The sequence below is a fragment of the Burkholderia sp. PAMC 28687 genome, assembly GCF_001577465.1.
GTDB lineage: Bacteria > Pseudomonadota > Gammaproteobacteria > Burkholderiales > Burkholderiaceae > Caballeronia.
The window spans coordinates 733,041-758,974 of the sequence record NZ_CP014505.1; the positions used below are offsets into that span (position 1 = coordinate 733,041).

The 25,934-nt window shown below is 62.3% G+C and carries 20 protein-coding genes; 8 read left to right on the forward strand and 12 right to left on the reverse strand.

Features of this window, described 5'->3' with window-relative positions; translation table 11 throughout:
- The first annotated feature begins 11 nt into the window (after positions 1 to 11).
- The 3 genes from AX768_RS03410 (at position 12) to AX768_RS03420 (ending at position 3,787) form a co-directional block, all read left to right on the forward strand.
- Positions 12 to 605 carry a superoxide dismutase family protein gene (locus tag AX768_RS03410; protein ID WP_082778860.1) on the forward strand — a complete coding sequence of 198 codons (594 nt, stop codon included), beginning with the start codon at positions 12 to 14 and terminating at the stop codon, positions 603 to 605.
- Between the two features lie 199 nt (positions 606 to 804).
- A complete protein-coding gene (gene dcd / locus AX768_RS03415) occupies positions 805 to 1,374 on the forward strand; it encodes a dCTP deaminase (RefSeq protein ID WP_061998787.1) in 570 nt (189 codons plus the stop codon).
- Positions 1,375 to 1,489: 115 nt separating this feature from the next.
- Positions 1,490 to 3,787, forward strand: a complete 2,298-nt coding sequence (locus AX768_RS03420) for an arginine/lysine/ornithine decarboxylase (RefSeq protein WP_061998788.1) — start codon at positions 1,490 to 1,492, stop codon at positions 3,785 to 3,787.
- Between the two features lie 59 nt (positions 3,788 to 3,846).
- Here the strand turns inward: AX768_RS03420 and AX768_RS03425 are convergent, their stop codons facing one another.
- From AX768_RS03425 to AX768_RS03445, 5 genes are all read right to left on the reverse strand, one after another.
- Positions 3,847 to 4,788, reverse strand: coding sequence for a bestrophin family protein (locus AX768_RS03425; RefSeq protein WP_061998789.1), 942 nt, complete (start codon positions 4,786 to 4,788; stop codon positions 3,847 to 3,849).
- A gap of 112 nt (positions 4,789 to 4,900) precedes the next feature.
- On the reverse strand, positions 4,901 to 6,307 hold the full coding sequence (gene argH / locus AX768_RS03430) for an argininosuccinate lyase (RefSeq protein WP_061998790.1): 1,407 nt from the start codon (positions 6,305 to 6,307) through the stop codon (positions 4,901 to 4,903).
- A 147-nt stretch (positions 6,308 to 6,454) separates the two neighbouring features.
- Positions 6,455 to 7,237 carry an anti-sigma factor gene (locus tag AX768_RS03435; RefSeq protein ID WP_061998791.1) on the reverse strand — a complete coding sequence of 261 codons (783 nt, stop codon included), beginning with the start codon at positions 7,235 to 7,237 and terminating at the stop codon, positions 6,455 to 6,457.
- Positions 7,237 to 8,106 carry an RNA polymerase sigma factor gene (locus AX768_RS03440; protein ID WP_306299748.1) on the reverse strand — a complete coding sequence of 290 codons (870 nt, stop codon included), beginning with the start codon at positions 8,104 to 8,106 and terminating at the stop codon, positions 7,237 to 7,239. The genes AX768_RS03435 and AX768_RS03440 overlap by 1 nt, the downstream gene beginning before the upstream one ends.
- An 8-nt stretch (positions 8,107 to 8,114) precedes the next feature.
- A complete protein-coding gene (locus tag AX768_RS03445; RefSeq protein ID WP_172811919.1) occupies positions 8,115 to 8,942 on the reverse strand; it encodes a helix-turn-helix transcriptional regulator in 828 nt (275 codons plus the stop codon).
- A gap of 142 nt (positions 8,943 to 9,084) precedes the next feature.
- On the opposite strand from AX768_RS03445, the gene AX768_RS03450 reads away from it, so the two are divergent.
- On the forward strand, positions 9,085 to 9,837 hold the full coding sequence (locus AX768_RS03450) for a class I SAM-dependent methyltransferase (protein WP_061998792.1): 753 nt from the start codon (positions 9,085 to 9,087) through the stop codon (positions 9,835 to 9,837).
- Positions 9,838 to 9,889: 52 nt separating this feature from the next.
- On the opposite strand, the gene ppc is transcribed toward AX768_RS03450, so the two are convergent.
- Positions 9,890 to 12,889 (reverse strand): phosphoenolpyruvate carboxylase, encoded by a 3,000-nt coding sequence (gene ppc, locus AX768_RS03455; RefSeq protein ID WP_061998793.1) that lies wholly within the window; start codon positions 12,887 to 12,889, stop codon positions 9,890 to 9,892.
- A 364-nt stretch (positions 12,890 to 13,253) separates the two neighbouring features.
- Here ppc and hemC point away from each other — a divergent pair, with 364 nt between their 5' ends.
- Genes hemC through AX768_RS03470 form a run of 3 tightly spaced genes read left to right on the forward strand, consistent with a single transcriptional unit; the run spans position 13,254 to position 17,682 of the window.
- The gene (hemC, locus tag AX768_RS03460; RefSeq protein WP_061998794.1) at positions 13,254 to 14,255 is read left to right on the forward strand and encodes a hydroxymethylbilane synthase; all 1,002 of its coding nucleotides are present in this window, start codon (positions 13,254 to 13,256) and stop codon (positions 14,253 to 14,255) included.
- A complete protein-coding gene (gene hemDX / locus AX768_RS03465; RefSeq protein WP_061998795.1) occupies positions 14,255 to 16,489 on the forward strand; it encodes a fused uroporphyrinogen-III synthase HemD/membrane protein HemX in 2,235 nt (744 codons plus the stop codon). The genes hemC and hemDX overlap by 1 nt, the downstream gene beginning before the upstream one ends.
- Positions 16,489 to 17,682: a heme biosynthesis protein HemY gene (locus AX768_RS03470; protein ID WP_061998796.1), complete on the forward strand. Its 1,194-nt coding sequence runs from the start codon at positions 16,489 to 16,491 to the stop codon at positions 17,680 to 17,682. The genes hemDX and AX768_RS03470 overlap by 1 nt, the downstream gene beginning before the upstream one ends.
- Positions 17,683 to 17,750: 68 nt before the next feature.
- Here AX768_RS03470 and AX768_RS03475 read toward each other — a convergent pair whose 3' ends face one another.
- The 6 genes from AX768_RS03475 to trxB all read right to left on the reverse strand — a co-directional run bounded on the left by AX768_RS03475 (position 17,751) and on the right by trxB (position 23,260).
- A complete protein-coding gene (locus AX768_RS03475) occupies positions 17,751 to 19,253 on the reverse strand; it encodes a TolC family outer membrane protein (protein ID WP_061998797.1) in 1,503 nt (500 codons plus the stop codon).
- 33 nt (positions 19,254 to 19,286) lie between these two features.
- Positions 19,287 to 19,610, reverse strand: coding sequence for a rhodanese-like domain-containing protein (locus AX768_RS03480; protein WP_061998798.1), 324 nt, complete (start codon positions 19,608 to 19,610; stop codon positions 19,287 to 19,289).
- 128 nt (positions 19,611 to 19,738) lie between these two features.
- Positions 19,739 to 20,392: a protein-L-isoaspartate O-methyltransferase family protein gene (locus tag AX768_RS03485; protein ID WP_061998799.1), complete on the reverse strand. Its 654-nt coding sequence runs from the start codon at positions 20,390 to 20,392 to the stop codon at positions 19,739 to 19,741.
- 208 nt (positions 20,393 to 20,600) lie between these two features.
- A complete protein-coding gene (locus tag AX768_RS03490; RefSeq protein WP_061998800.1) occupies positions 20,601 to 21,221 on the reverse strand; it encodes a trimeric intracellular cation channel family protein in 621 nt (206 codons plus the stop codon).
- 2 nt (positions 21,222 to 21,223) lie between these two features.
- A complete protein-coding gene (locus tag AX768_RS03495) occupies positions 21,224 to 22,051 on the reverse strand; it encodes a Smr/MutS family protein (RefSeq protein WP_061998801.1) in 828 nt (275 codons plus the stop codon).
- A 213-nt stretch (positions 22,052 to 22,264) separates the two neighbouring features.
- A complete protein-coding gene (gene trxB / locus AX768_RS03500) occupies positions 22,265 to 23,260 on the reverse strand; it encodes a thioredoxin-disulfide reductase (protein WP_061998802.1) in 996 nt (331 codons plus the stop codon).
- A 353-nt stretch (positions 23,261 to 23,613) separates the two neighbouring features.
- On the opposite strand from trxB, the gene AX768_RS03505 reads away from it, so the two are divergent.
- Positions 23,614 to 25,920, forward strand: a complete 2,307-nt coding sequence (locus tag AX768_RS03505) for a DNA translocase FtsK (protein WP_061998803.1) — start codon at positions 23,614 to 23,616, stop codon at positions 25,918 to 25,920.
- Positions 25,921 to 25,934: the final 14 nt, after the last annotated feature.

Consider the following 25,934-nt stretch of genomic DNA (forward strand, 5'->3'; position numbering starts at 1 on the left):
ATGAGGATTGCATGAAACGAAGATTCGACGGGCCTGGATCGGTTAGCCGTGTTGCCACGACAAACCCGGCCTTGAGCCTGATTGCACGTTGGAGCACGAGCGCAGCCACAGGGCTGGCGCTCACCGTCGGCACATTGCTGCTCGGCGGCTGCGGCATCTTGTTCCAGAACCATGAGAAACGCGCCGACGCCATGTTGCAGCCCACGGCGGGCAGCAGCGCGAGCGGGTCGCTCACGTTCATCGAACGGGCGGATGGGGTACAGGTTTCCTACAACTTGTCAGGCATGGCGCCCAACAGCGAGCACGCGCTGCAGATTCATGAGCGCGGCGACTGCATCGTGTCGAACTCATCGGATGGCGGCCCGGTCTTCTCTCCCGCAGCCGAACGCAGCCACTCATCGAAACCCGAGGGCGACCTGGCGACCATCCGCGCCGACGCAAATGGTTCGGCGACCGGATTCATCGTGGCGCCCGATGTTTCCCTCGACGGCGTGCGCTCCGTCCTGTCGCGCGCGGTCCTGCTGCATCGCGATACATCCGACTCGTATTCGCTCAGCCCGCACGGCGCCGGTCCGGCGCTCGCATGCGGCGTGATTCGTCAATGAAATCAGGCTCCTGAAACGTCAGACCCGGCTTCTTGGCCAGGTCGCGTCGCATGAGCCATCACATCAAGTAAAATACGCGCTTCCCGGCGGGTCCCACTGAGTACCGCATGCATCTGCATGCAATCCAGTCTTCCGGCCACGCCCCGTTTCAAGCACGGCGGCTTTTCTCGAGCCGCTTCTTTCGTTGGGTACGTTCCCTATGAGCATCAAGTCCGACAAGTGGATCCGGCGCATGTCCGAAGAGCACAAGATGATCGAGCCGTTTGTGCGCGATCAGGTGCGTGTGTCCGAAGACGGCCGAAAAATCGTGAGTTACGGCACGTCGAGCTACGGCTACGACATTCGCGTGGCCGACGAATTCAAGATCTTCACGAACATCAATTCCACGATTGTCGACCCGAAGAATTTCGATGAGAAATCGTTCGTCGACTTCAAGGGCGACGTCTGCATCATTCCGCCGAACTCGTTCGCGCTTGCGCGTACCATCGAATATTTTCGCATTCCGCGTTCTTGCCTGACCGTGTGCCTGGGCAAGTCCACCTATGCACGCTGCGGGATCATTGTGAACGTCACGCCGTTCGAACCAGAATGGGAAGGCTACGTGACGCTCGAATTCTCGAATACGACACCTTTGCCTGCCAAAATCTACGCGAACGAAGGCGTGGCGCAGGTCCTGTTCTTTGAAAGCGACGAAATCTGCGAGACTTCCTACGCTGACCGTGGTGGCAAGTATCAAGGGCAAAGCGGCGTGACGCTGCCGAAAACCTGACGTTTCTGTCACAGGTTTTGCTGTGTAGAAACGTCATTGCAACGCTTTTTGAAAGACCGCTGGACTCGAGCATGCACAACTCGGTCAGCGGTCGTTCCATTTGGAGATTCGCCTCATGAAGTTCCGTTTTCCCGTCGTCATCATCGACGAAGATTTTCGTTCCGAGAACATCTCGGGTTCCGGTATTCGTGCGCTCGCCGAGGCGATCGAGCGCGAAGGCGTCGAGGTGCTCGGGCTGACGAGTTACGGCGATCTGACGTCGTTCGCGCAGCAGTCGAGCCGCGCGTCGTGTTTCATCTTGTCGATCGATGACGACGAGTTGCTGCCGTATGCGGACAGCAACGTGGTGCTGGCCGAGGGCGATGCGCCGGAACTGGCCTCCGCGATCGTCGCGTTGCGCGCCTTTGTGCAGGCCGTGCGCCGGCGCAATGCGGACATCCCGATTTTCCTGTACGGCGAAACGCGCACTTCACGGCATCTGCCTAACGATATCCTGCGCGAACTGCATGGCTTCATTCACATGTTCGAGGACACGCCGGAGTTCGTTGCGCGCCACATCATCCGCGAGGCGAAGGTTTATCTCGATGCGCTCGCACCGCCGTTCTTCAAGGAACTCGTGCAATACGCCGAAGAGGGTTCGTACTCGTGGCACTGCCCGGGCCACTCGGGCGGCGTGGCGTTCCTGAAGAATCCGCTTGGCCAGATGTTCCACCAGTTCTTCGGCGAGAACATGTTGCGGGCGGACGTGTGCAATGCCGTCGACGAACTCGGTCAACTGCTCGATCACACGGGACCGATTGCGGCATCGGAACGAAACGCGGCGCGCATTTTCAGCGCGGATCATCTGTTCTTCGTGACGAACGGCACGTCGACATCGAACAAGATTGTCTGGCACGCGACGGTTGCGCCCGGCGACATCGTGCTGGTCGACCGTAATTGCCACAAGTCGATCCTTCACGCCATCACGATGACCGGCGCGATTCCGGTCTTCCTGACGCCCACGCGCAATCACTTCGGCCTGATCGGACCGATTCCGCGCGACGAGTTCAAGCCGGAAAACATCCGCAAGAAGATCGAAGCGAATCCGTTCGCGCGCGAGGCGCTTGCAAAGAACCCGAAGGTGAAGCCGCGTATCCTGACGATCACGCAAAGCACGTACGACGGCATTGTCTATAACGTCGAGATGATCAAGGATCTGCTCGGCGACATGCTCGACACGCTTCACTTCGACGAAGCGTGGCTACCGCACGCCGAGTTCCACGAGTTCTATCAGGACATGCATGCCATTGGCGCCGGCCGTCCGCGTACGGGCGCGCTCGTGTTCGCCACGCACTCCACGCACAAGCTGCTGGCGGGGATCTCGCAGGCATCGCAGATCGTGGTGCAGGATTCCGAAAACAGCACGTTCGACAAACACCGCTTCAACGAAGCGTACTTGATGCACACGTCGACCAGCCCGCAGTACGCGATCATCGCATCCTGCGACGTGGCCGCGGCCATGATGGAACCGCCGGGCGGCACGGCGCTGGTGGAAGAATCGATTGCTGAAGCGCTCGATTTCCGCCGCGCAATGCGCAAGGTCGACGACGAATACGGCGACGAGTGGTTCTTCAAGGTGTGGGGACCGGAAGCGCTCGCCGAAGAGGGTATCGGCAGCCGTGAAGAATGGGTGTTGAAGCCGAACGATCACTGGCATGGTTTCGGCGCGCTTGCCGAAGGCTTCAACATGCTCGATCCGATCAAGGCGACCATCATCACGCCGGGACTCGATGTGGACGGCGAGTTCGGCGAGTCGGGCATTCCGGCTGCGATCGTGACGAAGTATCTGGCGGAGCACGGGATCATCGTGGAGAAGACCGGGTTGTATTCGTTCTTCATCATGTTCACGATCGGCATTACGAAGGGCCGCTGGAATTCGATGGTCACCGAACTGCAACAGTTCAAGGACGACTACGACAACAACCAGCCGCTGTGGCGCGTGCTGCCGGACTTTATCGCGCAGCATCCTTCGTATGAGCGCATGGGTTTGCGTGATCTTTGCGAGCAGATCCACAGTGTTTATCGTGCGAACGATATCGCGCGGCTGACTACCGAGATGTATCTGTCGAGCATGGAACCGGCCATGAAGCCGTCCGAAGCGTATGCGAAGCTGGTGCACCGGGAGATCGACCGGGTGCCTATCGATGAACTCGAAGGGCGCGTGACGACCATCCTGTTGACGCCGTATCCACCGGGCATTCCGTTGCTGATTCCGGGCGAGCGTTTCAACAAGACGATCGTGGATTACCTGCGCTTTGCGCGCGAGTTCAACGAGCGTTTCCCGGGCTTCCATACGGATATCCACGGGTTGGTCGGTGAGATGATCAACGGGCGGATCGAGTATTTCGTGGATTGCGTCGCGCTCGAGCGCTAAGTCGAAGATGTAGCTTGCAATGAAGAAGGCTCGCATGAGTGATGCGGGCCTTCTTCCATTTACGTCACGATAAACCTGCGCTCCGTCACGCCCGGCTCCGGCAAGCCTTTCGGTGGCCGCTTGAAGTCGGGATCGGCGGTCATGTCATGGAGCATGGTTTCGAGCGCATCGCAGAGCGCGCTCAGCGCAAGATCGTTTTCCTCCAGGCCGAACGGGTCTTCGATCTGCGCCGCAATCGCCTCCAGCGACATGAACGCATACGCCACCAGCAGCGCGAACAGAGGCGTCAACACGCCCGCGCCGTCGACCAGGCCGAACGGCAGCAGCACACAAAAAATATAGACGGTCCGATGGATCATCACCGAATACGAGAAGGGCAAAGGTGTGGATGCAAGCCGCTCGCAGCCGCCGATCACGCCCGACAACTCGTTGAGGTTCTGCTCGAACGCGAGGGTGCCGTAGCCATCGAGCGCGCCTTCGTGTGAGCGTGCAGCGGACCATTCGCCGAGCCAGCGGAGGATCGATGTCGATCGATTCTGCGCTTTGACGGTGCGCTGATATAGCGCAGGCGTCAGGCGCGTGGCGAGATCCGGAAGGGGATCGGTGCGGCGCATTTCGTGGCGCAATGCGTGACCGAGCGCCCCGATTGCCGCGATGAACTCATGCCTGTCTGTGGGCTCGACGCCGCGCGGCAAGGTCAGCGCCTGACGCGCGAGGGACCGGCCGTGAATGGACAACGCTCCCCAGAGTTTGCGCCCTTCCCACCAGCGCTCGTAACTCGCGCTATTGCGAAAACCGAGAAACACCGCGAGCGCAATGCCCACCAGCGCGAACGGCGGCGTGCCGAGCCCGACCGGGTAGGAGCGCATGTGGTCGTGCATCACGATCGCCAGGACGGACAGCACAAAGATCAGCGCAAGCCGCGGCAGGAGTTGCGGCAGCACGGACCCGCGCCAGACGAACAACATGCGGAACCAGTTGAGTTTGGGGCGGATGATCATGGGCGGGTCGGACGCAAAGTGTGGAGAGCCTGCTTGCTACGGCCCGGCGAGACTGTAGCCAAATCGGCTACGAACGTAGCCGATTTGGCTACGTTCAGCGTCGACGACTATTTCACCCCAACGCCACCCGAGCCGCCTTCGCCGCAGCCCGAACCTGTTCCGGCGCTGTCCCGCCGGCGTGATTGCGACTCGCCACCGATCCTTCCAGCGTCAGATATTCGAACACATCTTCACCGATCAAATGCGCGACGTTCGGCAACTCCGAGCGCATTTCATCGAGCGTGAGGTCCGCCAGATCGCAGCCGCGATCCACGCAGATGCGCACGGCGAGCGCCACGGCTTCGTGTGCATCGCGGAAGGGCAGACCGCGCTTCACCAGGTAGTCCGCCAGATCCGTCGCCGTCGAAAATCCTTGCAGCGCCGCGGCGCGCATCGCGTCCGGCTTGACCGTGATACCCGAGGCCATCTCAGCGAAGATGCGCAGGGTGTCCGAAACGGTATCGACGGTATCGAACAGCGGTTCCTTGTCTTCCTGATTGTCCTTGTTGTACGCGAGCGGCTGGCCCTTCATCAGCGTCAGCAACGACACCAGATTGCCGTTCACGCGTCCCGTCTTGCCGCGCGCCAGTTCGGGTACGTCGGGGTTTTTCTTCTGCGGCATGATCGACGAACCGGTGCAGAAGCGATCCGCCAGGTCGATGAACCCGACCCGTGGGCTCATCCACAGCACGAGTTCTTCGGAGAAGCGCGACACGTGCGTCATGATCAGCGCAGCAGCCGCCGTAAATTCGATGGCGAAATCGCGATCGGAAACGGCATCGAGCGAATTGGCGCAGATGCCATCGAAGCCGAGGGTCTTCGCAACGGCGTTGCGATCGATCGGATAGCTCGTTCCTGCCAGCGCCGCAGCGCCGAGCGGCAAGCGGTTCACGCGCCTGCGGCAATCGATCATGCGTTCGCTGTCACGCGTGAACATCTCCACATAGGCGAGCAAGTGATGCCCGAACGTCACCGGCTGCGCGACCTGCAAATGCGTGAAGCCCGGCATGATGGTTTCGGCGTTTTGCTCGGCGATATCGATCAGCGCCCGGCGCAGATCGATCAGCAACGCGCCGATCCGGTCGATCTCGCCACGCAGCCAGAGACGGATATCGGTGGCGACCTGGTCGTTGCGCGAACGGCCAGTGTGCAGGCGTTTGCCGGCATCGCCGATAAGCGCCGTCAAGCGTGCCTCGATATTCAGATGCACGTCTTCAAGGTCGAGTTTCCACTCGAATTCGCCGCGCTCGATCTCGCCCTGGATCTGCGTCATGCCTTTCTGGATGGCCTGGAAATCCGCATCGCCGATGATCTTCTGCGCGGCCAGCATGGCGGCGTGCGCAAGCGAGCCCTGGATATCGACGAGTGCGAGACGCTTGTCGAAGAACACCGATGACGTATAGCGCTTCACCAGATCGGACATTGGTTCGTTGAAGCGAGCCGACCAGGCTTCGCCTTTCTTGTGCAGTTGGGACGTCATAGTGATGTTCTTAAGAGGACAAAAACGCGGAATTGCCGATTTTACAGGCAATGACAAACCTGCAGCCATTTGCAAAGCCGTGAAAAGAAAAAGGGACGCCTCTCGACGTCCCTTTCGGATCAACTCACGAAAACTGCTTCAAGCCTGTCACGCTGCCGGAATGACCTTACCCGTATAAACCACCGGCCCGGTCGGACCATTCGGATTCGGCGACCCGCCGACCGGCTCGACGGAGACCGCCAGCACCGGATACGCGCTCACAGAAGCAGCCTTGAACTTCGCGGTTCCGCCGACCGGCAGCACGCCGAGCGATACCGGATGTCCTGCCTTCGGCAAACCCCAGAGCTGCATGGATTTATCGGAGGGATCGGACGATCCGCTCAGGCGCCGCACCGTCACTTCCGACGTCCGGTCATCCCACGTCACGAGCATGCGGGCGTTGGACTTTTCGTCGGCGAGTGTCGCCACATAGCCGATGCGCGGTTCCTGCGCCACTTGCGGAGCAGGCACGGGCGCGGGCACCGGAGCAACGGTCGACAACTCGCGGATCGACACGACCAGCGCGATCGCGGCAATTGCCGTCGCTGCGATCGACCATCCGCGCCAGAACGACAGGTTCTCGAACCAGCCGGGCTTCGGACGCGCAACCGGCGTTGGCGGAACCGGACGCGCCGCAGTCGCATCGCGACGGGCATTCACGAGATTCAGCCGGCGTTCGATAGCCGTCCAGATTTCGGGCGGTGCCGCGACGCCCGGTCCGAGTTCGGTCATGGCCGCGAGGCGCAGGCGCCAGGTCTCGACCGCGAGCCGGATGGCCGGATCGTGCTGGGAAATACTCTCGAAGCGTCTTCGCGACCCGCCGCGCAGCACCCCGAGTGTGTACTCGGCGGCGAGCTGATCGACGAGGCCCGCGTATCGATGCAGATCCATCACAGCCCTCCCAGGCACGTCTTGAGTTTTTCCAAGCCGCGACGAATCCACGACTTCACTGTGCCGAGCGGTACTTTGAGAACGTCGGCCACTTCGCTATGGCTCTGGTCACGCAGGTATGCAAGCGCCACTGCCTGACGCTGATTGGCTTCGAGCCGGTCCATGCAGATGGCGAGTTGCCGTGCTTCCTGGCTCATCAGCATCTGGTCGGAGGGATCCGCCTCGTTTGCAGGCAAGGTATCGTCCAACGCATCGCTCCATTCGGTTTCGGCGCTCGCCCCGTTGGCTTTCTGCCGCCGCAAATAATCGAGAGCCCGGTTGCGGACAATCGCCGCCATCCAGGTCATGGGCGCGGACAGGCCTGCTTTGTAGTCGCCCGCGTATCGCCAGATATTGACGAACGCGTCCTGCAAAACTTCTTCGGCCCACTCACGCTTCACCAATATACGAAGCGCGAGGCCAAACAGTTTCGATGAAGTTAAATCGTAGAGCGCGCGCAACGCGGCGGCATCTTCGCTGGCAACACGGTCGAGCAATTGCACGAGGGTGTCGGGGGTCGGGTCGTGAGAAAGGATTGTCGTCATGGGACCGGTCGGGTGGGCGGCGCGATTGATATTACCGAAATAATCGCTGTGAGCCGCATTGGTTTTTTTGCATCCGGATGAATCCGTTTCACTTTTCCAAACGTAATTACGGATACGAGCCCGTTTTGGCATGCGCGAAAACACCGCATGACCGACGCAGCTCACCATGTGTCCCCGTTCTCCTCCGGCCCTGCCGGGGAGAAGCGGCTTTGCCCGGTCCAAATAGGCCGGGCATTTTTTTGTGCATCGTGTAGTGCTCTTTGTGCTGTGAAAGCCGCTGGGCATTCCTCTGCTCAAACTCCCACCAGCATCACAAGTTTCAAATCTTCCCGGTGCGCGGGCTTGAACGTAATCTGGTCGAACACGAGCCGGCCGCGCGTGGGGTGATTGAACTCCCGCGTGCCGCCTTCACGTTCACCGACGTCTTGCGACGCCCAGAAGCGCGCGAAAGCATCGCTGGCGCTGCTGAGCGAATCGATCAGCGCACGCGTCGGGGCATCGTTCAGGTGACGGATCGAGTCAGCCCGGAACTCGGCTACCAGCCGGCGCGCCCGTGTTTCCCAATCGACGATGAGACTCTGTGCTCCGGCCCCGGTAAACGTGAACGAGAGCAGATTCCGATCCCGCTCGCCATCCAGCCAGCCAACAAACAACGCCGCCGCCTGCGCGTTCCATCGCAACGCGTTCCATTGCCGGTCGAGCACGTAGGCGGGGGCATCGATCAATTCCACGGATTTCAGCAGCGACGCCGGCGCATCCTGCGCGGCCGGATCGGGCTCGGCGGGATCGCGCTGGGCGGCGAGTTCAAAGAGATATGCGCGCTCGGCCCGCGAGAGCTGCAATGCGACCGCGATGCGCGCGAGGGCATCGGCGGAAGCGGAAACCGGCCGGCCTTGCTCGATCCACGTGTACCAGGTCGGGCTGACGCCGCACAACTGAGCGACTTCCTCACGACGCAAACCCGGCGTGCGGCGGCGCGGACCGGGTGGCAAGCCGACGGCCATCGGCGAAAGCCGCTCGCGATGCGCGCGGATGAACTCGCCGAGCGCGCGCGCGGGCGTGGCATCGAGCGGCGGCGCGACGCTGGGTGCGTTAGAAGAAGAGGGCGACGACAGAGTCATGAATGGGCGTTGAGATGAATTCGATACGCGGTCGGGTACTTTATATACCAGAATAACTGCACAACTTGTACCGGTACAGGGCGGCGCTTATTGTAGCGTTGCTGTCGCTGGGAAAATACTGACAAAAACCTGGAGCTGCCCCATGAAACACCACGATCAGGTCGCCGATGCATTCGGCTCGACCGCCGCCGCCTATCTCACGAGTGCCGTGCATGCAACCGGCGCCGATCTGCAGGAACTGGCGCGCGAAGTTGCCGCGGTTCCGGATGCGGTCGTGCTCGACCTGGGTTGCGGGGCGGGTCACGTGAGTTTTTCGGTCGCGCCGCACGCCAAGAGCGTGGTGGCGTACGACATCGCGGAACAGATGCTGGCGACGGTTGCCGGGGCGGCGCAGGAACGCGGGCTTGAGAACATCACGACGCAGCAAGGTCCCGCCGAACGTCTGCCTTTCGCCGATGCCATCTTCGACCGCGTGCTGAGCCGCATGAGCGCTCACCACTGGCACGATGTGCCGGCGGCGCTGAAGGAAGTCCGGCGCGTGCTGAAGCCGGGCGGGCGCGTCGTGTTCGTAGATATCGCGGGCGCGGACCATCCGTTGCTCGATACCCATATCCAGGCCGTCGAAGTGCTGCGCGATGGCTCGCATATCCGGGATTATCGTGGGGACGAGTGGCTGGCCTTGTTTGAACAGGCGGGCTTCAAGTCCGGGATTCGCAGCCGATGGCGCTTGCCGCTTCAATTCGATACGTGGGTCGCGAGAATGCGTACGCCGCCGGAACGCGTGACGGCGATTCGCTCGCTGTGGAAGAACGCGCCCGACGAAGTGCGCCAGTATTTCGCGGTTCAGGACGATGGTTCGTTTGAACTGGATGCGTTGATGGTCGAGGCGGAATAACGAAAAAGCCGGCAGATACCTCGCCGGCTTTACTCAACGCAACTGCGAAAGATCAACCCGTATTACGCAACCCCGCCGCAATCCCGTTGATGGTCAAGTGAATCCCGCGTCCTAGCCGCACGTTGTCATCCCCCGCGCGGTGCCGTTTCAGCAACTCGACCTGCAAGTGATTCAGCGGGTCCAGATACGGGAAGCGGTTCTTGATCGACCGCGCGAGCAGCGGGTTGTTCGCGAGCCGCTCGCTGTGCCCCGTGATTTCCGACAACACGCTCGACGTCCGCTCCCATTCCGCCACGATCCGGCTGAACACGTGCTTGCGGAGTTTTTTATCGGTGACGAGTTGCGCGTAACGCGAAGCCACCGCAATGTCCGTCTTCGCCAGGACCATGTCCATGTTCGAGAGCAGGTTCGCGAAGAACGGCCAGGTCTTGTGCATCTTCTTGAGCATGGCGAGCCGCCTCGCGCGCTCGGCGGCGTCGGACGCGGTATCGAGGAAATTCGTGACCGCGCTGCCGAAGCCATACCATCCCGTCAGAAGCAGACGGCATTGGCCCCACGAAAAGCCCCACGGAATCGCCCGCAGATCCTCGATCTTGCGTTGCTTAGGATCCTGCAATTTTCGCGATGCCGGCCGGCTGCCGATGTTCAGCTCCGCAATCTCCGAAATCGGCGTCGATTCGAAGAAATACTCCTTGAATCCAGGCGTTTCATAAACCAGCGCACGATACGCGGCCATCGCCGAATCCGACAGGGTCTGCATGGTTGCTTCGAACGCGGGCAACTGCGCCGGCGTATTTTCGTGTGGCAAAAGCGAAGCTTCGAGCGTCGCCGCCACCACGAGCTCGAGATTGCGCCGCCCGATCTCAGGATTGCCAAACTTGCTCGCGATCACTTCGCCTTGCTCGGTCGTGCGTATCTGGCCATCTACCGTCCCTGGCGGCTGCGACAGGATTGCCTGATACGTCGGACCGCCTCCGCGACCGACCGTGCCCCCACGGCCGTGAAAAAGGCGCAAGGTTGTCTTGTGCTGCTTGAACAACGCGACCAGCGCCAGTTCCGCGCGATACAACTCCCAGTTCGACGTAAGAAAACCGCCGTCCTTGTTGCTGTCGGAATAACCGAGCATGACTTCCTGCTCGCCGCCTTGCAGCTCGACCAGCTTGTTCACGCCCGGCAGCGCGAAAAAGTCGCCCATGATGTGCGGCGCGTTGCGCAAGTCGGCGATGGTTTCGAACAGCGGAATCACCATGAGGCCATCGTGCGCGGGATCTTTCGCGTGTCCGAGACGCCCCTGCAGCAGGCCGGTTTCCTTTTGCAGCAACATCACTTCAAGCAAATCGCTGACCGTTTCCGTGTGCGAAATGATGTAGTTGCGCACGGCCCGCGTACCGAATTTCTCACGCGTCACGCGCGCCGCTTCGAGCACGCCGAGTTCGCTCTTCGCGAGATCCGAGTAATCGAAATACGGCAGGCGCAGCGGCCGCGGCTGGGCCAGTTCGTTGAGCAGCAACGCGACTTTATCGGCTTCGGGCAGCGCGGCGTAATCGTCCTGCACGCCTGCGTGCGCCAGCAACTCCGCGATCACCGCTTCGTGAATGTCCGAGCTCTGACGCAAATCGATACTCGCCAGATGGAAGCCGAACACTTCGGCCGCGCGCGCCAAAGGCGACAAGCGCGGCGCCGACAGATACTCGCCGTGATGCGCGGCGAGCGATTCGATCAGCACGTTCAGATCGGCGGCAAACTCAGTTGCCGATGCATACGGCTTCGCCGGATGACGGCTGCGCGCTGCGACCACGCCCGCGCCCAGACGTTCGTCGGCGGACGCGACGAGCCTTGCGTACACGCCGATCAGCGCGCGCCGATAAGGCTCATCGGTACGATGCGGCGACGCATCCGGGGAGTTATCGGCGAGTTTCTTGAGTTCGGCGCTTGCGCCGGCCAGCAAGTTCGACACCGATAATTCCGCGCCGAGCTTATGCACCTGCTCCAGGTAGTGTTCGAAAATCACCGTGGCCTGGCGCGTGATGGCGTGAACCAGCGTGGGCGCGGTGACGTTCGGATTGCCGTCGCGATCTCCGCCAATCCAGCTTCCCATTTGCAGGAACGGGGGCAGGCGCGCGGGCAGTCCGTGCTCGGCGAGCGCGGCTTCTATATCAGCGTAAAGCGCAGGAATTTCTTCGAGGAACGTTGCACGATAATACGAAAGCGCATTTTCGATTTCATCGGCGACGGTCAGGCGCGCTTCGCGCAACATCCGCGTTTGCCAGAGCGACGTGACGCGGGCGCGCAGCATCGACTCGTTGTGCGCGCGTTCGCGTGTGGTCAGGTCCTGATCGCGTTCGGCCAGCAGCCGCGCGACTTCGTGCTGTGCATCCAGAATGCTCTTGCGCGAGACTTCCGTGGGGTGCGCGGTCAGTACGGGCACGATCAGGGCGGCATCGAAGAACTTCTGGAGCGTCGCCTGCGCCGATGAAGCATCGGGACTCGCTTTCAGCCGCTCGATTGCATAAGCCATTGTGCCGGCCTGCGGCGTCGAGCCGGCGAGCGCATGAATCCTGCGGCGCCGGTTGTGATGCCGGTCCTCGGCGATATTCGCCAGATGCGAGAAATAGCTGAACGCGCGCACGACGCTCACAGTCTGCTCGGGCGAAAGCGATTTCAGGCGCTTGTCCAGCGCCTGCGATGCCTCGCTGTCTTCCTCACGACGAAACTTGACCGCGGTCTGACGAATCGTTTCGACGACATCGAAGACCTTGTCGCCTTCCTGTTCACGCACGACGTCGCCGAGCAGGCGGCCGAGATAGCGGATGTCCTCGAAGAGGGGAAGGTCCTTGTCGTCGCGTGTACGCGATGCGGCTTTGGGCGGCTTACTGGCGGCCTTAGCAGCGGGCTCTTTCACAGCAGGCTTCTTGACGGCGGTGGCGCGCGCCTTGGAGGCTTTGGCGGCAACCGTTACATCGGCCGCAATGGCCTTGACGGACGAACCTTCATTCTTCGATACCGCGTTGCGGCGGGGGCGGGCATTGCGCGCCGATCCGGGAGACGTCACGTTGAATTCCTCTTGCTTGTCGTTCAGTTAGCCAACTTTAAAGCCGCAGACTCGATATGGAAGCGTGCAGGCGCCGTGCATGAAAGAAACGGCGTCCGCTTGCCCGCCAAGCTGCTTACAGTGTTACTGGCGTTGCGGCTGAGACTCGGGAAATCCAAGGCGACAGGCACGGCAGCGCGAGAGAATGCGTGCCTCAACCATGACGCGTGCCGCATGTTGCGGCTTTTGTGCCCTGCTGTCTCCGTCCTGCCGCAGCGCGCCAGGCCCGTTTCCGCGGCGCTTCGGCGCGGTCAGGACTGTAATTGGGCTTGGGCGTGCGTGCTACCATTGTTTGTTATCCATCCCGTCATTCGATTGACCCGCAATGAACTCCGAGACGCCTTCCACGCCACCGCCCCGTACTTTGGTCATTGCCTCGCGGGAGAGCCGTCTTGCCATGTGGCAGGCTGAGCACGTGCAGTTTGCGCTGCACAAATTATATCCATCTTGCGACGTCAAAATCCTCGGAATGACGACGCGCGGCGATCAGATTCTTGACCGGACCTTATCGAAGGTCGGCGGCAAGGGACTCTTCGTGAAGGAACTCGAAGCAGCGCTCGCCGACGGCCGTGCCGACCTCGCCGTGCATTCGCTGAAAGACGTGCCCATGGAACTGCCCGACGGCTTTACCCTGAGCACGATCCTCGAACGCGAAGATCCCCGCGATGCCTTCGTTTCGCCGCACTTTGCGTCGCTGGCGGATTTGCCTCACGGCAGCGTCGTCGGGACGTCGAGTTTGCGACGCGAAGCCATGTTGCGCATGCATTTTCCTCATCTCGAAGTCCGCCCGTTGCGCGGCAATCTCGATACCCGTCTGGGCAAGCTCGACCGGGGCGACTACGCGGCAATCATCCTCGCGGCCGCCGGGCTGATCCGGCTCGGGCTGGAATCGCGGATTCGCGCGTATCTGTCGCCGGAGGAAAGTTTGCCGGCGGCGGGGCAAGGCGCGCTCGGCATCGAGATCCGTGCCGGCCGTGACGATCTCGCCGCGTGGCTTGCCCCTTTGCATCACGATGCCACGGCTGCAGCAGTGGAAGCCGAGCGCATGGTGTCGCGCTCGCTTGGCGGCAGTTGCGAAGTGCCGCTCGCGGCGTACGCGCAATGGCGCGACGGCGCGCTGCATTTGCGTGGATGTGTATCGACGGTCGATGGTACGCGCGTCCTTCGTGCCGAAGGCTCGGCGAATGCCACCGGTGTCGAAGCCGCGCTCGATCTCGGCGCGCGCGTTTCCGCCGAGCTCGAAGCGCAGGGCGCGATGGACATCGTCCGCGAGTTGAGCACGGCAAGCGGTGCGCGCATTCCTCCTGCTGCAACGCCTGCCGACTGATGGCGAGCGCTCACGATTCGACCCATACCCCGGCCGAAGCCACACCCCGGCCATCCACGGTTGTCATCACGCGTCCGTCCGGCCAGTCGGCCGAACTCATGGCGCTGCTCGAACGCGCGGGTTTCGAGCCGTTGGAGTTTCCACTCATCGATATAGGCCCCGTCGCCGATACCGCACCGCTGCAGGCCGCGCTCGGCGAGCTTTATGCGCCCGCTGAACTTGGCTTTGCGCTGGTCGTCTTCGTGTCGCCGAACGCCGTCCAGCACGCGTTCGCCGGGCTCAGTGCGCCGTGGCCAGCGCATGTTGCGATTGGCGTGGTCGGTCCCGGCAGCGTGGCTGCTTTGGCGCGCCAGGGCATCGCACCACCGGCTTATACGGTTATCAGTCCCGGCGCCGATGCCACGATCACCGAGACGCCCACCGATCCCCGCTACGATTCCGAAGCACTGCACGCAGCAATCGTGGCGCATTTCGGCGCGGATGGCCTCAGGGACAAACGTGTGTTGATCGTGCGTGGCGATGGCGGCCGTGAATGGCTTGCCGACACGCTCGCCGAGGCCGGCGCGAAGGTGGAGAAGGTCGCGGCCTACACGCGCATCGTGCCGGAGCCGTCCATGCGCGACTGGGAGCGCATCCACGAACTGCTGGCGGGCGAACCGCACGCGTGGCTCCTCACCAGTTCGGAGGGCGTGCGCAACCTCGAAGAGCTGGCCCGCGAATATCTGACCGTCGATGAAACCCTGACGCTCAAGCACGTTCCGCTCGTCACGCCGCATCCGCGTATTGCCGAAGCCGCGCGGCAGGCGGGTTTTGATAGGATTACGGTGTCCGGCGCCGGCGACGAACGCATTGTTCAGGCGTTCAGCACGCTCTTCGGCACTGCTTCACTATCGGACGGGAAAGCGGACCCGAAAGCGGAGGCGAAACCGGACGCGCAGGTTGCAGAGGCACAAGAATATGGATACACGGCCCCGGCGGCAACGCCGCCTGGCCAGTCCAGTCAAAAAACCAACCAGGAGTCCGCGCCGACGGATTCCAGGCCGGCGTCCGCGCCGGCTCACCAACCGGCTCAATCACGCATGACTGATTCGATCGATTCAAGCAAGACCGCTTCCAAGTCCGACGCAAAATCCGATGCCAGGTCCACGGCGTCGGCTCCGCCTTCGAATCCGCCCAACACGCCGTTCACGCCGTATGAATCGCAGCCGAAAGAGCGGCGTGGCGGCGCGGGCACGGCGCTGCTGTGGCTGGTGCTCGTGATCATCGTGATCGTGGCGGGCGTGGGCGGCTTCATGCTCAACCGCAAATTCGATCAACGCGACGCGCAACTCGCGCAACGTCTGCAGGCAAGCGACGCGCAAACCGCGGCGTTGCGCGCGCAAGCCGACCAGGCGGCGAGTTCGGTCACGGCCATCAGCACGCAGATCATCCAGTTCCAGGGCAAGCTCACAGATGCACAGGCGCAAAGCCAGGCGCTGCAGCAGCAATATCAGGATCTGGCGAGCAATCGCGACGACTGGACGCTGGCCGAAGTCGAGCAGATCCTGTCGAGCGCAAGCCAGCAACTGCAGCTCACGGGCAACGTCCAGCTCGCGCTCTTCGCGCTGCAAAGCGCCGACACGCGTCTCGCCGCCACGACCGGCCCGCAGATCGTGACCATCCGCAAGGCCATCGCGCAGGACATGGACAAGCTGCACGCCACGCCATCGACGGATTTGACGGGCCTGGCCATCAAGCTCGACACCGCCATCGACCAGATCGATCGCCTGCCGCTCGCCGGCGAAGCGCCAATCGTGCCGTCGACCGCACATGCCGATGCACCCGGCGACAGCGCCGCAATCGCCGCCGCGACGAACCAGCCGCGCTGGAAGGTCTGGCTGCAGCAGATCGCGGGCGGCATCGGGCAGCAGTTGTCGAGCCTCGTGTCGGTACGCCGTATCGATAACGCCGACGCCATGCTCGCTTCCCCCGACCAAGGCTACTTCGTGCGCGAGAACGTGAAGCTGCGCTTGTTGTCGGCGCGGTTGTCGCTGTTGTCGCGCAGTGAACCGGCACTCAGGTCGGATCTCAACGCCGCGGATACGGCGCTCGGCCGCTACTTCGATCCGTCGTCGGGCAAGGTCAAGTCGGTGCGAGATCTCGTCAAGCAGGTCAATGACGCATCGACCGCCGTCGCCGTGCCCGACCTGAACGCGAGTCTTGCGGCGGTCCACCAGTTCAAGCGAGGCGGGTGATGACGATGCGTGGACTCATCTGGTTTGTGCTCCTGTTCGCGGCGGCGGCGGCGCTCGCGCTCGTCGGCGTGTTCGACGGCGGCCAAGTGCTGCTCGTAATCCCGCCGTATCGCGTGGACGTGTCGCTGAACCTGTTCGTGGTGGCGCTGGTGGTGTCGTTCATCGTGCTGTACGCGGTCCTGCGCGCCATCCGCAGCGTGTGGAAGATGCCGCAGCGCGTGTCGGCGTACCGGACGCGCTCGCGGCTGGCGAAGGCGAACGCGGCGTTGCGCGATGCCATCGGCCACTTGTATGCCGGGCGGTTCTCGAAGGCGGAAAAATCGGCGCGCGATTCTCTCATCGTCGATGAAAACGCCGGTGCCGCCGGCCTGATCGGTGCAAAAGCGGCACACGAGATGCACGAGTACGCGCGCCGCGACGAGTGGCTCGCCAAGGTGGCGGACAGCGACTGGCAGGACGCCCGTCTGATGGCGACCGCCGACATGCGTGCCGATGGTCGCGATGCCGACGGCGCACTCGTCGCGTTGACCGAAATGCAGGCCCAGGGCGGCCGCCGCTTGCACGCGCAGCAGATCGCGTTGCGTGCGCAGCAGCAGTTGAAGAACTGGGGCGAAGTGCTGAAGCTCGTCAAGACGCTCGAAAAACGCGAGGCGCTGCATCCTGCGGTCGCGGTGCGTCTGCGGCAGGTTGCGGCTGAAAACCTGCTGCGCGATCGCCGGCACAATCCCGATGCGCTGCTTGAATTCTGGCAGTCGTTGTCGCCGGTGGAGCGACAGTCGCCGCGTCTGGCCGATCTCGCCGCCGAGTTGTTGATCGCGCTGGATCGCCGCAACGACGCGCGCAGGATCGTCGAGGAAGCGCTGAACCACAATTGGGACGCGCGTTTGCTGCGCCGATATCCGGATTGCGCGTCGCCAGGCGATGCCTTGCCGCTGATCCAGCGTGCCGAAGCCTGGCAGAAGGAGCGCACGGAAGACGCCGATTTGCTGTTCACGCTCGGCCGTCTGTGTCTGCATCAGCAGTTGTGGGGCAAGGCGCAGGCGTTCCTGGAATCGGCTTTGAAACTCGCCGATAACGAACCGCTGAAGATCCGCACCCATCGGGCCCTGGCGCGTCTGCACGAACAGCTCGGCGACAGCGACAAGGCGAGCCAGCATTATCGTGAGAGTGCGCTGGCTATGAACGTGGTCTGAGGTTTTGTTGGCTGCTATAACAAACCGCGAGCTTCCTTTTGTACGAAGGCTCGCGGTTTTTTTATCGCTTATTGCGGCAGGGAGCGCCGGCCGGCTGCCGGATTCGCCGTGCGCGGATGCGGCACGGTCGGGACCACGGGCAGGGCGGTGAGCGCCGTGTCGTCGGTGGGGGAGAGCAGCGAGTTCAGCGAGAGCACGTCGCTGTCCGTTAGGCTCGCCGTGGACGCCTTCAGCTTCAGCGAGTTGACCAGCGTGTCGTAGCGCGCTTTCGCAAGATCGCGCCGTGCCGAAAAAAGCTGGTCCTGGGCGTTGAGTACATCGATATTGATCCGCACGCCCACCTGATAACCCAGCAAGTTCGATTCAAGCGATGTCCGCGCGGACCGCTCGGCGGTTTCGAGTGCGCGAACCTGCGCCAGTCCGCTCGATACCCCCAGAAACGCCTGTCGCGCAGATAACGCCGCCGAGCGCCGCGCGGTATCGAGGTCGGCCTGCGCCTTGTCTTCGAGCGCGAGCGTCTGCCGCACGCGGCTTTGCGTTGCGCCGCCTTCGTAAAGGGGAATGGTGAGTTGAACGCCGACCGTCGCGTTGGTGTAATACGCACCGAAGTTGCCGAGTTCGGCCGCCGCAGCCGGAATGCCCGGACCGATCGTCCCCGCGCCGCTGCCAAAACCGCCGCCGAAGTTCCCGCCGAAGTTGCCCGCGCCCGCCGCGCCCAGGCTGCTTTTGGAATAACTCGCGACGAGATCGAGCGACGGGTAATGACCTGCTTTCGCCTTCAATGTCTCGCGCTGCGAATTTGACGTCGCCAGTTGCTTGAGCACCACGTTGTAGTTGGTGTCGCGCGCGGCGTCGACCCACTGCTGCATGTCTGCGGGAACGGGCGGCGGCAGTGTCACGCCGCGCGCGAGGCCGTCCACACGGGTCACCGGATGCCCGACGATCTGCTCCAGCGACGCCAGTTTCACTTCGAGATCGTTCTGTGCCGCAATTTCCTGCGAGATCGCCTGATCGTACTTGGCCTGGGCTTCGTTGGTATCGGTGATGGTGGCGCTGCCGGCATCGAAGGAATGCTTGGCCGATTCAAGCTGCTCCGCAATCGATGCCTTTTGCGAACGCACGATCGCAAGACTGTCCTGGGCTGAAAGTGCATCGAAATAAGCTTGTCCCAGCCGGACGATCAGATCCTGGCGGGCGGCGGCGAACTGCGCCTGGGCCGTGGTCAGCGCGATCTGGCCTTGCTGGTAGCCCTGCCAGTTCGCGACGTTGATGAGCGGTTGGGTCAGCGAAACAACGAAGCCGTTGCTGTTTCCATTCGATGCCGGCAACCCGCCGCCAAACTCCGTGCGCTGCTCGTTCGCGCTCGCCGACGCCGACAATTGCGGCAGCAGCTTTGCGCGCGCTTGCGGCAGTTGTTCGCTGTCGGCCGCGAGGCTTGCCCGCGCGCTCTGAAGCTGCGCGTCGGTGTTGAGCGCTTCGTCATAGAGCTGATCGAGGCCCACGGCCATGGCCGGTGAGCACGCTAACCCGGCGCTGATGCTGGACAGCGCCAGCGCAAACATCGGGCGCATGGAGATTCCGTGATGACTGAATACAGCGTCGAATCAATACGTGGGGATGGCCGGATCGACTTGCTTTGACCAGGCATCGATACCGCCAAACAAGTTGTACACCTGCGTGAAGCCACGCGATTCCAGGAACATGCCGACTTGCGCGCTACGGGCGCCGTGGTGGCAGATGCAGACGATCTGCGCTTCGTCGTCCAGTTCTTCGCTGCGGGCAGGGATGTCGCGCATCGAGATGGCGACGATGTTGGCCATCTTGGCCGTTTCGAGTTCCCACGGTTCGCGAACGTCGAGCAGGACAGGGGCGGGGCGCGATGAATCGGCGAGCCATTCGGCCAGTTCGGGTGCGGACAGATTTTGCATGGGATTCCGTTGAAAGCAGCAGGCAACGGCGAGCGGATTTGCTCACCGGTATGCTGTCTGAGTTTGCCGTTTGGAAGTATCGGACCCGAACGGTTCACCCCGCACGAGTCCGGATTTCCGGGGAAAACTTAAAACTTGAAGCGCGAAGGCTGTACAGCGTTCTTGAGCGGCCCGATCAGCGTTTCAAAGATATCGGCGACGCGGAACTGTTTTTCATCCACGCGCGTGATGATCTGCGCCTTCATGACCGGCGCGCTGCCAACGAACGCCGCCAGCCGGCCGCCAATCTTCAACTGGTCGAGGAATTCCTGCGGCATGACCGGCAAACCGCCCGAGACGCAGATGATGTCGAAGGTCTCGCCCTGGTTCCAGCCGCGTGCGCCGTCGCCGACTGCAACTTGCGCATTCGACACACCGTTGGCCGCCAGATTGTCTTCGGCCAGTTTGGCGAGTTCGGGTTCGATTTCAACCGTCGTCACCGAGCGGCCGCGCGCGCCGAGCAGCGCTGCCATGTAGCCCGAGCCCGCGCCGATTTCGAGCACGATCTCGTGCTTTTTCACAGCCAGTTCCTGCAACACACGCGCTTCGACGCGCGGAAACAGCATGTGCTGGCCGGCCGGCAGCGGAATCTCGAGATCCGCGAACGCGATGTTCCGGTACGCGGCAGGGACGAAATTTTCACGCTTGACGATCGACAGCAGGTTCAGGACGTCCTGGTCCAGCACATCCCAGGGACGGATCTGCTGTTCGATCATGTTGAAACGCGCTTGCTCGATGTTCATTTTCAGTCTGCGGGTCGATCGACCGTTGAGGGTGGAGTTGACTTATTGACTAGAGCAACGACGAGACGCAATGACGTGTTCATTGCCGTCAGTAAGCCGAAAATCGAAGTCGGATTGTAGCAAATCGACAGGCGCCGGAAATTAACGGCGGCGAGCGTTGGCCATTCGGCCGGGTTTAAGCGCGGCTGACGGCCCGGTTCGCAGTCTATTAATGAGGCAGCCGCACGTCCAGTTTCAGCGTCACCAGCCGCGCCACGAGAATGAACGCCGTCGAGAACAACACGTTATAGACGCCCAGGACGCCCAGTGCATCGAGTCCGAGATACAGCCAGCATCCCGCGAACGCACACACGGCGTAAGGCCGGGAGTCGCGCAGGATCAGCGGGACCTCGTTGCACAGCACGTCCCGGATGATGCCGCCGAAAACCCCTGTCACCACGCCCATCAAGGCCGCAGTGAATGCAGGCATTTGTGCATCGAGCGCGATGGACGTGCCCGAGATGCTGAACAAACCCAGGCCGATGGCATCGGCGACCAGCAAGGCGCGCTGGTCGAACAAGCGGGTCGTGAGGCGCAGGAACATCGGTGCCGTGAGCGCCAGTGCGAAGATGATGATGACGTAATCCTGATGCTCGACCCAATAGAACGGCCGGCGCGAAAGCAGGACGTCGCGCACGGTCCCGCCGCCGAATGCCGTCGCGAGGGCGACCAGGAAGGCGCCGACGGCATCCAGCCGGCGCTTTCTCGCTTCGATCAGCCCCGAGATTGCATACGCGAAGATCGCGAGCCCCTCCATGATGGAGATTGCCAGCGTGAGCCTGGGATGCACCGTCAGGACCTCTCACGCGGATCGCGATGGCTGCGGGCATCGTGGTCTTGCGGGTGCCCGTGATGATGTGGCGTCCCGCCCGGTTTCAGCAGCACCAGCACGGCGCCGGCACCGCCATCGTGAGGACGCGCCTGACAGAACGCGATCACTTCTTCCTTTTGCACCAGCCACGCGCGGACCTTGCCTTTGAGCACGGGTTCGCGCCCAACGGATCCAAGGCCTTTGCCATGAATCACGCGCAAGCATCGCACACCACGTTTCACCGCTTCCCGGATGAAATCCGATAACGCCTCGCGCGCTTCCTCGCGCCGCATGCCGTGCAGATCGAGTTGTGCCTGCACGATCCAGGCGCCGCGCCGGAGCTTGCGCACGACTTCCTCGCGTACGCCGTGGCGGCAGTAGGAGAGGGAATCGTCGGTATCGAGGAGGCTTTCGGGGTCGTATTCGTCGGAGAGGGCTTCGTGCAGCACGGCTTCCTCGTCGAGCCGCGTCTGCAGCGGCAAAGGCGACGGAGGCACGCGCGGCAACGGTACGCGCACCGCCACGTTCAGCGGTTCGACCTCGCCGATGGCGTTGCGGAACACGTCGGCATCGGCGAGGGCTTCGCGTTCCGCCACGATGGCGGCGGCCCGCTGGGCACGGTGCCTGACCGCCTGCGCCTGAAGCGATTCGCGCAGCGCGGCAAGTCCGGCCAGACCTTCACGCTTGAGCGCGGCCGCGAGTTCCTCGGGCGTCAGCGGCGCTTTCGCGGACGCGGCGGCCGTGCGCGGCGCCATGTCGCGCGGGCGTCTGGGCCGGGGTTCGTTCGGATGGGGCAGGTTCTTGGGCATTGCAAGGCAAAAGAAAATGCACGGCGGCGCAACGCGATATACGCCGCTTCCGGAGCCCCTTTTTAACATGAGAGCCGGGGAAATGGACGCGCCCGAAGCGCGGCCGCCCGATTTTCACCGCGTCCGAAACGAAAACGCCGGCCGATCCAGAGGATCGAAACCGGCGTTTGAAGGTTCCGGACGCTTTTTCGCTCCGGTGCAACGGTCAGCAGCTTAACGTTCCGCTTCGGCGCTCATCGAATGGACGGCCGGGTTCTCGTTGATGCTTTCGAGATAACGCTGTGCGTCGAGCGCAGCCATACAACCCGTGCCGGCGCTCGTAATAGCCTGCCGGTAAATGTGATCCTGCACGTCGCCGGCAGCAAACACGCCGTCGATGCTCGTGCCCGTCGCATTGCCCTGCAGGCCGCCATTCGTGATGATGTAGCCGTTCTTCATTTCCAGTTGACCCGCGAACAGGTCCGTATTCGGCTTGTGACCGATCGCGACAAACACGCCTTGCAGCGGCACTTCCGTGGTCGTGCCCGTTTCCGTGCACTTGATCTGCAAGCCGGTTACGCCGGTCGCGTCGCCCTTGACTTCATCGAGAACGTGATTCCACTTGATGTCCACCACGCCTTCTTTTTCCTTCGCAAGCAGGCGGTCGATCAGGATCGGCTCGGCGCGGAACTTGTCCCGGCGATGCACCACTGTCACCTTCTTGGCAATTCCAGCCAGATAGAGCGCTTCTTCGACGGCCGTATTGCCGCCGCCGATCACGGCCACTTCGCCGTTCTTGTAGAAAAAACCGTCGCAGGTTGCGCAGGCCGACACGCCTTTGCCCATGAACGCTTCTTCCGAAGGCACGCCCAGATATTGCGCCGATGCACCCGTCGCGATGATCAGCGAATCACATGTGTACTCGCCCGAATCGCCGATCAGGCGGATTGGCCGTTCGGTCAGCTTGGCAGTGTGAATGTGATCGAACACAATTTCCGTGTTGAAGCGTTCGGCGTGTTCCAGCATGCGCTGCATCAGTTCCGGACCTTGCACGCCCAACGGGTCGCCCGGCCAGTTTTCCACGTCGGTCGTGGTCATCAGTTGACCGCCTTGCGCTAGGCCCGTGATGAGAAGCGGCGACAGATTCGCACGCGCCGCGTAGACGGCGGCGGAATAACCGGCGGGACCGGAACCGAGAATCAGCACTTTTGCGTGTTTGGACGAAGACATGAGAGCAATCCGTTTGGTTAGGGCCAAACCGCCGGGCGAACAAGCGGTTTATGGGCAAAAGGCGCGGGCGGTCGAGAAAAACTGCGCCGGCGGCGCGCTTCTGCCGATGACCTGTAAATAGGCGCGAATTCGCCATTATAAAGAGTGTCTCCAGGCGCCGCCGAGTGATCCTTTCAATGGCGGCCATAGCGCGCACGGGCCGTTGCAGCGGGCAGGACGCATGTAACGCGGGTGTTACAGGGTGAAACCATGGCCCATTTTTGTCCGATCATCGCAATGCAGCGTTTACAATGCGTCCTTAACTCTGTCGGCTCGCCGTGCCTTTCATGGCGGGTCAAAAGCCTTACGGATCAATGGCAAAAGCTACCTATTCTGCAAGTGCGCAGGCATTGCCTCATCGCATGTCGCGCCTTTTTACCGAGATTCGATGGATCTTGCAGGTCGCGCTCGGCGTGTTCCTGCTCATGGCGCTCGTGAGCTACAGCCGCCATGACCCGAGCTGGACCCATGCCGCGCAAGTCGACCAGATCGCCAACTGGGCGGGACGGGTCGGTGCGTGGACGGCAGACATCCTGTTACTGCTGTTCGGTCTTTCCGCTTATTGGTGGGTGGTGCTGCTCGCGCGGCGGATCATCGCGAATTACCGGAGGATCACGAATCAGGAAGCTTCGGCCGAGCAACCGGTGAAGGATCGGACGTGGCTCGCCGAGGCCTTCGCGTTCGTGCTGGTGCTGCTCGCAAGCGACGGCATTGAAGCGCTGCGCATGTGGTCGCTCAAGGTGCAGGTGCCGCGCGCGCCGGGCGGCGTGGTCGGCGAAGCAGTGGCGCACGCCGTCTCCCACGCGTTCGGTTTTACCGGCGCCACGCTGATCCTGTTGATCGCGCTCGCGATCGGCTTGTCGCTGTATTTCAATTTTTCCTGGCTGTCCGTCTGCGAAAAAACCGGCGACGGCATCATGGCCACCATCACCGGCGCGCGACTGCGCCGCGAAGCCGGGCGTGACCGCAAGCTGGGCGAAGTGGCAGCCGAAAAGCGCGAAGGCAAGGTGGTGCGCGGCCGGGTCAAGATCGAGGAACAGGAACCGGTGATGATCGTGCCGCCGGTCGCGACTGCGAAATCGGCGCGTGTGGAGAAGGAAAAGCAGGTGCCGCTTTTCACCGATCTGCCCGGCGATTCCACGCTGCCGCCGCTGGCCTTGCTCGATGCCGCGCCGGAAGTGAAGGAAACCATTTCCGCCGACACGCTCGAATACACGTCCCGGCTGATCGAGAAGAAGCTCAAGGATTTTGGCGTGGAAGTCGCTGTGGTCGCTGCCTATCCGGGCCCGGTCGTGACACGTTACGAGATCGAGCCGGCCACGGGCGTCAAAGGCTCGCAGATCGTCGGGCTGGCGAAGGATCTGGCGCGCTCGCTTTCGCTGGTTTCGATTCGTGTGGTCGAGACCATCCCGGGCAAGAATTTCATGGCGCTGGAGTTGCCGAACCAGCGCCGCCAGACCGTGCGTTTGTCGGAGATTCTCGGCTCGCAGGTTTATGCCGACGCCGCTTCGCCCCTGACCATGGGTCTAGGCAAGGATATCGGCGGGAAGCCGGTCTGCGCGGATCTTGCGAAGATGCCGCACCTGCTGGTGGCCGGTACGACCGGTTCGGGCAAGTCGGTCGGTATCAACGCGATGATCCTGTCGCTCTTGTACAAGGCCACCGCCGACGAAGTGCGCATGATTCTCATCGATCCGAAGATGCTCGAAATGAGCGTCTACGAGGGCATTCCGCACCTGCTTTGCCCGGTCGTCACCGACATGCGGCAAGCCGGGCACGCGCTCAACTGGGCCGTGGCCGAGATGGAACGCCGCTATAAGCTCATGAGCAAGATGGGCGTGCGCAACCTCGCGGGTTTCAACAACAAGATCGACGAAGCCACGAAGCGCGACGAGAAGATTCCCAACCCGTTCAGCCTGACGCCGGACGAGCCGGAACCGCTGAACCGCTTGCCGACCATCGTGGTCGTAATCGACGAACTGGCCGACCTCATGATGGTCGTCGGCAAGAAGGTCGAGGAGCTGATCGCGCGGATCGCGCAGAAGGCGCGTGCGGCCGGCATTCACCTGATTCTCGCGACGCAGCGGCCGTCCGTGGACGTGATCACGGGCTTGATCAAGGCAAACGTGCCGACGCGCATGGCGTTCCAGGTTTCATCGAAGATCGATTCGCGGACCATTCTCGATCAGCAAGGTGCCGAGTCGCTGCTCGGCATGGGCGACATGCTTTATCTGCCGCCGGGTTCGGGCCTGCCGGTGCGCGTGCATGGCGCGTTTGTATCGGATGAAGAAGTGCATCGCGTGGTGAACAAGCTGAAGGAGCAGGGCGAGCCGAATTACATTGAAGGGATTCTTGAAGGCGGCGTGGTCGGCGACGGTGAAGAAGGTGCGCCGGGCGCGGCGGGCGGCGGGGATGGCGAAGCCGATCCGCTTTACGATCAGGCCGTCGAGATCGTGATCAAGAACCGTCGTGCGTCGATCTCGCTTGTGCAGCGGCACTTGCGGATCGGTTATAACCGTGCAGCGCGCTTGCTCGAGCAAATGGAGAATTCGGGACTGGTATCAAGCATGTCCTCGAACGGTAATCGCGAGATCCTCACGCCGGCGCGTGAATCGGAATAAACGCAGCAGAGTTG